The following is a 6,587-nucleotide window of genomic DNA, read 5'->3' as shown; positions in this document are numbered from 1 at the left end:
CTTCGCTGCACCGGCACCGCCGGCGCCTGCCCCCGCTGCACCGGCTGCACCGGCCCCAGCGCCGACGCCGCTTGCAGCGCCGGCCGCTCCTGCGCCCGCCCCGGCGGCACCCGCCCCAACCGCACCGGCACCGGCGCCACCGGCGGCACCTGCCCCAGCCGCACCCGCGCCGGCCCCTGCGGCACCGGCGGCACCCGCACCGGCACCAGCGGCGCCTGCCGCACCCGCACCGGCACCAGCGGCGCCTGCCGCACCCGCGCCGACCGCGCCGGCGCCGGGCAGGGCGAGGGCGGCGAGCGGGAACAGCGCGGCCAGCGCGACCGCGGCCCCGGCGAGCCTGCGGATGCCCCGGGCCTCCCAGTCGTGCCCGTAGGCGTGCCGCGCGACGCGTTCCAGCTCGTCGACGAACGCCGCGGCGCTCTCCGGCCGGTGCTCGGGGTCCTTGGCCATGCCCCGGGCGACCAGCGGACGCAGCGGCTCCGGCACCGTCTCCACCGGGACGGGCGCGGTCAGGTGCGCCGCGCGCAGCGCCTCCAGGTTCCCGCCGAACGGCCTGCGGCCGCTCACGCACTCCACGAACACGCACGTCGCCGCGTACACGTCCGCCGACGGCGAGGCGATCTGGCGGGCCCACTGCTCGGGCGCCATGTAGAGCGCCGTGCCCTCCCCCGCGGCGACCTGACCGGCCGGGATCGCGATGCCGAAGTCGACGAGCTTGCTGCACCCGTCCTGCGGGACGACGACGTTGGCGGGCTTGTAGTCGCGGTGGACCACGCCCAGCTCGTGCGCCGCCGCCAGGCCCAGCAGCGACCCCTTGAGGACGGTGAGCGACGCCTCGGGTCCCAGCGCGCCGTGCCGCGCCAGGATCTCCTTCAGCGACGCGCCGTCCACCGCCTCCATGACGATCGCGGTGCCCTCGGCGTGTTCGACCAGCTGATAGAGCCGGGCGACGTGCGGGCTCTGCACGCGTCCCAGCATCTGGGCCTCATGCCGGAGCCGGTTCCGGGCCTCCTCCCCGGCCTCCGCCGCCAAGTACTTGATCGCCACCGGAGTGCCGGTCTCCTCGTGGACGGCCAGCACCACCCGGCCCTGTCCCCCCGCCCCCAGTTCGCGCACCTCGCGGAACCCGGAGACCTGCCACTGCGCCGTCACGTGCCCTCCTCGACCACCCGTTCGACCGCACCGGCACTTAAAGACGACATGAACGCCGCGTCGGTTCGATCTTGCGTGGCGGTTTCGGCGGCCGCCGTTCAGGAGTCCTCTGCGGCGGCGCGGAGGGCCTCCAGGGTGGCGCGCAGGGCGGGGCGGCGGGCGGTCTCCCCCCGCCACAGCGCGTAGACGCGGCGGATCAGGGGCGTCTCCAGCTCGATGAGCCGCACGCCCTCGGGGACGTCGCAGCGGCCCATGCGAGGCAGGATCGTGTTGCCCAGCCCGGCCGCGACGAGGGCGAGCTGGGTGGCGAACTCGTAGGCCATGTGGTCGATGCGCGGTTCGGCGCCGATGGACCGCAGGGTGGTGGTGAGCCAGTCGCAGCAGATGCTGCCGGGGGTGGAGGAGATCCACGCGTCGCCCGCCAGCTCCTTGAGCTCGACCCGTTCGCGTCCGGCCAGGGGGTGGTCGGCGGGCACCGCGACGTCCACGACGTCGTCGCAGATGGTGCCCCTGTGCAGCCCCTCGGGGACGGGCAGCGGCGCGTTGTTCCAGTCCTGGACGACCGCCATGTCGAGGTCGCCGCGCAGCAGCAGCGGGACGCTCTGCAGGGGATCCTCCTCGCGCAGCCGCACCCGCAGCCCCGGATGGTCGGCGCGCAGGCGGCGCAGCGCGGCGGGCAGCAGCCCGCGCGCGGCCGTGGGGTACGCGGCGAGCGTCACCTGCCCGACCACGGCCCCGCGGTGCGCCTCCAGGTCGGCCTGTGCCCGCTCCACCAGCGACAGGATCCGGTCGGCGTGGTCCACCAGCAGTTCGGCGGCGTCGGTGAGCCGCACGCCGCGCCCCTTGCGCTCCAGCAGCTTCTGCCCGGTCTCCCGTTCCAGCTTGGCCAGCTGCTGGGAGACGGCGGAGGTCGTCACGTGCAGGACGTCGGCGGCGGCGCTCACCGACCCGTAGGTGGCGACGGCGTGCAGCGCCCGCAACCGCTCCAGGTCAAGCATGAAGCGATGCTAAACCGTCGAACCGCCGATCGCCAGACGTGCCTAAACCCGCCGGGCGGACCGGCGGAACCGCGCCGCCACCGTGCGGAACGCCTCCTTCGGCTCCCAGTGCCATGCGGACTCGGGGTCGAACGGGTCGTCCCGGATCGTCTTGACCAGGCTGTATCCGGCCATGTCCAGGTCGTAGCGCGGCTCGGCGCGGTGCGGCAGCTCGGGGCTGACGAACTGGTAGACCATCGCCGCGTACAGGCCCATCGCGTCGAAGACGTCCAGCACCTGGCCGAGGTACTCGGCCTGCGTCCGCTCGCTGCGCACCAGGTTCCCCCGGATCTCCGGCTCGGGCTTGGTGTAGTCGATGGCGTACCAGCCCATGCCGCCGTCCTGCGGCGCCCCCTCGTAGGTGCACGACCCGCACTCGGAGATCGCGACCGGCTTGCCCCAACGCCGGTGGCCGCGCAGCTCCCGGACGTAGTCCTCGCGGCGCTCGTGGTAGCCGTAGTAGTTCACGCTGACGACGTCGAACAGGCTCCAGTCCACGTCGTCGTCCGCGGCCGCCCCGTACGTCAGCGGCCCCTTGAACACCTTCCTGCCGATCGCCGCCGCCCGCGCGATCACCTCGCGCAGCCGCCGCGCCATGTGCTCGGGGTCGAAGTCGCCGCCCAGCAGGTTCTCCACCCGTTCGAGAACATCGTCGCCCGGCACGATCCCCGGCACGAACAGCGCGAACTCGGCGCCGACGCTGAGATGGACCCCGGCGCCCTGCCGCCGCATCCGCTCGGCGGCCCGGCCGGCCTCCGCCAGGTGCTCCATGATCTCGGTCTCCGGACGGTCCGCGAGGCGCGGCTGCAGCCACACGTTCAGCCCCCGCTCCGCCGCCTCGGCGGCCGTCGCGGCGAGCCGTTCGACGCCGTCCCCCGCGACCACCACCGCGTTGGCGTGCAGCCCGTGCCTGATCGCCCGCATGTCGCATCGCATCCGCGCGGCGTTCCACCCGGTCGCCTTGGACTCGCCGTCCTTCACCTCGTAGAACACGCCCCGGTAGGTCAGGCCGCGCCGCCCGCCGCCGGCCGCCGCGGCCCCGCCGCCGAACACCCCCGCCGCCGCGCCCCCGGCGACCGCCGCGGCCCCGGCCAGGAATCGCTTGCGGCTGATCCCCTCGTCCCGCACCCGTGCCTCCTCAGACGTCACGTCTCCGGACGCGACCAGCCTGCTGCCCGGAGGCGCCGCCGGGCGTCGGCCGAAGGTATGGCGCCGCAGATCCAAGGGACGACCTTGCGCATGCCAACGGCCAGGCCCACGGCCGCCGTTCGTCGTGACGGGCCACCGGGACGGCCCGCGCACGGGCGCTCCACCGGCCCGCCCGAACGCGGGGTTATCCTGCGAGTGCACGGCCCCGGCCGATGTAGCGCAGGGAGCGGCGGCGATGACCACCAGGCCCTTCGACTACGACGCGTTCCTTTCCAGCACGCCCGACAGGTGGCGGGAGCTGGGCCTGCACTGGCACTGCTACGGCTGGCGCGGCACCGGGGAGGAGTGGAGCGACGAGGCGCAGCGGCAGGACCCGTCCTCGTTCCTGCCGCCCACTTCGGTCCGGGACTGGCTCGGCAAGCCCGCCAGGATGCTGCGTGCCGTCGAGCACACCCCCGAAGACGCCCTCGCCTGGCTGCGCGACCAGTGGACCCCCTTGACGTCCGACGCCCTCCACGGCGACCCGCACGGCTTTCTGACCGGCGAGACCCGCTGGCGCCTCGCCCTCTGCGACCTGCGCAACGGAGCGGACGTCTACTGGACCCTGTGGACCGCGGGCCCCTACCTCCACGCCTTCGCGGTGATCGGCACCTCTGCGTCCTGCCACTCCGCCTGACGGTCAGGCAGCGTCGAGGGTGCGCAGCGCGTGGCTGAGCGAGCCCTCCTCGTACGCGAAATGGGCCTTTCGCAAGAGTACTCGCGTGTGGTCCAGCGCCTGGGCGGTGACGGGTGTGCTCGGGCCGCGCACGCCGCCGCACACACCTGCGCCCGCGCCGGGAAGGAGGGCGCGGGCGCGGGTGAGCCGGAGAGATCAGCGGGCGGCTGCGGCCGCCGCAGCGGCGGCGGCGTGCGGCAGGGCGTCGGTGATGCGCTCCAGTGCCTGGTCGTCATGGGCGGCCGACAGGAACCACACCTCGTACGACGAGGGCGGCAGGTAGACGCCGCGTTCCAGGGCGGCGTGGAAGAACGCCGCGTAGGCCTTGGCGTCCTGGCGCTGGGCGGCGGCGAAGTCGCCGACGGCCTCGTCCGTGAAGAAGATCGAGAAGAGGTTGCCCGCCGTCTGCAGCCGGTGCGGGACGCCCTCCTTGGCCAGCGCCTCGGACGCCGCCGCCGACACGATGCCGGCGGCCCGGTCGATCGCCGCGTACACCTCGTCGGTGGCGCCGCGCAGCGTGGCCAGCCCGGCGGCGGTGGCGAGCGGGTTCCCCGAGAGGGTGCCCGCCTGGTAAACGGGGCCGACCGGGGCGAGCCGGTCCATGATCTCGGCGCGGCCGCCGAACGCGGCGGCGGGCAGGCCGCCGCCCATGACCTTGCCGAACGTCATCAGGTCGCCGGCCACGCCCTCCAGGCCGTACCACCCGGAGCGGGACGCCCGGAAGCCGGTCAGCACCTCGTCGATGATCAGCAGCGCCCCGCTGCGCTCGCACAGCGACTTCAGCAGCGCGTTGAAGCCCTCCAGGGGCGGCACCACGCCCATGTTGCACGGCACCGCCTCGGTGATCACGCAGGCGATCTCGTGGCCGTGCTCGGCGAACGCCTGCTCCACGGCGGCGACGTCGTTGTACGGCAGCACGATCGTGTCGGCCGTGGCGGCGCCGGTCACCCCGGGCGTGTCGGGCAGCCCGAACGTGGCGACGCCCGAGCCCGCCGCGGCCAGCAGCGCGTCCACGTGCCCGTGGTAGCACCCGGCGAACTTGACCACCTTGGAGCGCCCGGTGAAGCCGCGGGCCAGCCGGATCGCCGACATCGTCGCCTCGGTGCCGGAGTTGACCAGCCGCACCTTCTCGACGGGCGCGCGGGCGGCGATCTCCTCGGCCAGCTCCACCTCGGCGGGCGTGGGCGCGCCGTAGGAGGTGCCGCGCGCGGCCGCCTCCCGCACCGCCTCCACCACGGCCGGGTGCGCGTGGCCGAGGATCAGCGGCCCCCACGAGCAGACCAGGTCCACGTACTCGGTGCCGTCGGCGTCGATCAGGTACGGGCCGCGCCCGGCGGTCATGAAGCGGGGGGTCCCGCCCACCGCGCCGAAGGCCCGCACCGGAGAGTTCACTCCGCCCGGAATCACCCGGCTCGCACGGTCGAACAGCCCTTGGGAGTATTGGATGTCGGTCACCGGTACAGTCTCTCAGTTGCAGTTTGGCGACTCGGCTTGACCCGGCCCGTTTGCTGCCGATATTCCACCAAGTACGCGGTGCCGGAGCGGACGGACGGCGCCGCGGATTCACCGGCACCGGCCGTAAGCGGACCTATTCGAAAGGGATGGCGCGCCAAGTGGTTGACGGCTGGACGGTCCCGGGCTTCACCCACGTGCGGGAGCTGGGCGGTGGCGCCTCGGGCCGGGTGGTGCTGGCGGTGGACGACGTGACCCAGACCAAGGTCGCCATCAAGTACCTCGACCGGAGGCTGGACGGGAACGAGGCGTTCCTGTCGCGGTTCCGGCTCGCGGCCCGCCGGCTCGCCCAGATCGAGGACCCCAACCTGGTGGACTTCTACGACTTCGTGGAGGCGCCGCACGGTGGGGCCGCGATCGTCATGGAGTGGGTGGACGGCGTCAGCCTGCGCCGGGTGGTGGACGCCCAGGGTCCCACCGGGCCGCTGGCCGCGCTGTCCATGCTGGGCGGCGTGCTGGTGGGCCTGGCCGCGGCGCACGCCAAGGACCTGGTGCACGGGTCGCTGCGCCCGGCCAACGTGCTGGTGGACGGCGAAGGCAACGGACGCCTGGTCGATCTGGCGCTGGCCCCGCCCGGCACCGAGGCGCAGAGCGGCCCGGTCTACGCGGCGCCCGAGCTGTGGGACGGCGCGGCCGCCGGGCAGGCCAGCGACATCTACGCGGCCACCGCCATCTTCTACGAGTGCCTGACCGGGCACCCGCCGTACTCCGGGCGCAGCCAGTCCGCGCTGGCCAAGGCGCACCGGGAGGCGCCGATCCCGGCCGACGAGGTGCCCGGGCCGCTGCGCGACCTGATCCTTTCGGGGCTGGCCAAGAAGCCCTCGGAGCGGCCCTCGTCGGCCGCCGACTTCCTGGGCGCGGTGGAGGAGGCCGCCGTCGCCGCGTACGGGCCCGCCTGGGAGGCGCAGGGCCGCAGCCGCATGACCGAGCTGGTGAAGCAGACGCAGGCGCTGCCCGAGCCGGCCCCGTCCCGCGGCGGGGGCCGCGCCCCGGCCGCGGCGCCGGCCGCCGGGCGCGGCGTG

General features: G+C 74.5%; 6 protein-coding genes. 2 read left to right on the top strand and 4 right to left on the bottom strand.

Annotated elements, in window-relative coordinates; genetic code table 11:
- The 3 genes from ABD879_RS31555 to ABD879_RS31545 all read right to left on the bottom strand — a co-directional run.
- Positions 1-1,152: serine/threonine-protein kinase (locus ABD879_RS31555; protein ID WP_345025428.1), on the bottom strand; the 1,152-nt coding region annotated here is incomplete at its 3' end.
- Positions 1,153-1,250: 98 nt separating this feature from the next.
- Positions 1,251-2,150 (bottom strand): LysR family transcriptional regulator, encoded by a 900-nt coding sequence (locus ABD879_RS31550; RefSeq protein ID WP_345025427.1) that lies wholly within the window; start codon positions 2,148-2,150, stop codon positions 1,251-1,253.
- Between the two features lie 42 nt (positions 2,151-2,192).
- A complete protein-coding gene (locus ABD879_RS31545) occupies positions 2,193-3,317 on the bottom strand; it encodes a glycoside hydrolase family 113 protein (protein ID WP_345025426.1) in 1,125 nt (374 codons plus the stop codon).
- Between the two features lie 256 nt (positions 3,318-3,573).
- Here ABD879_RS31545 and ABD879_RS31540 point away from each other — a divergent pair, with 256 nt between their 5' ends.
- Positions 3,574-4,014, top strand: a complete 441-nt coding sequence (locus ABD879_RS31540; RefSeq protein ID WP_345025425.1) for a hypothetical protein — start codon at positions 3,574-3,576, stop codon at positions 4,012-4,014.
- 195 nt (positions 4,015-4,209) lie between these two features.
- On the opposite strand, the gene hemL is transcribed toward ABD879_RS31540, so the two are convergent.
- On the bottom strand, positions 4,210-5,508 hold the full coding sequence (hemL, locus tag ABD879_RS31535; protein WP_345025424.1) for a glutamate-1-semialdehyde 2,1-aminomutase: 1,299 nt from the start codon (positions 5,506-5,508) through the stop codon (positions 4,210-4,212).
- Between the two features lie 146 nt (positions 5,509-5,654).
- On the opposite strand from hemL, the gene ABD879_RS31530 reads away from it, so the two are divergent.
- The coding region (locus tag ABD879_RS31530; protein ID WP_345025423.1) for a serine/threonine-protein kinase at positions 5,655-6,587 on the top strand (933 nt) is incomplete at its 3' end.

This window comes from Actinomadura keratinilytica (assembly GCF_039539665.1).
In the GTDB taxonomy this organism is placed as follows: domain Bacteria; phylum Actinomycetota; class Actinomycetes; order Streptosporangiales; family Streptosporangiaceae; genus Spirillospora; species Spirillospora keratinilytica.
Note: the sequence above shows the minus strand (reverse complement) of the source record. Positions and strands in the feature narration are given on the sequence as shown.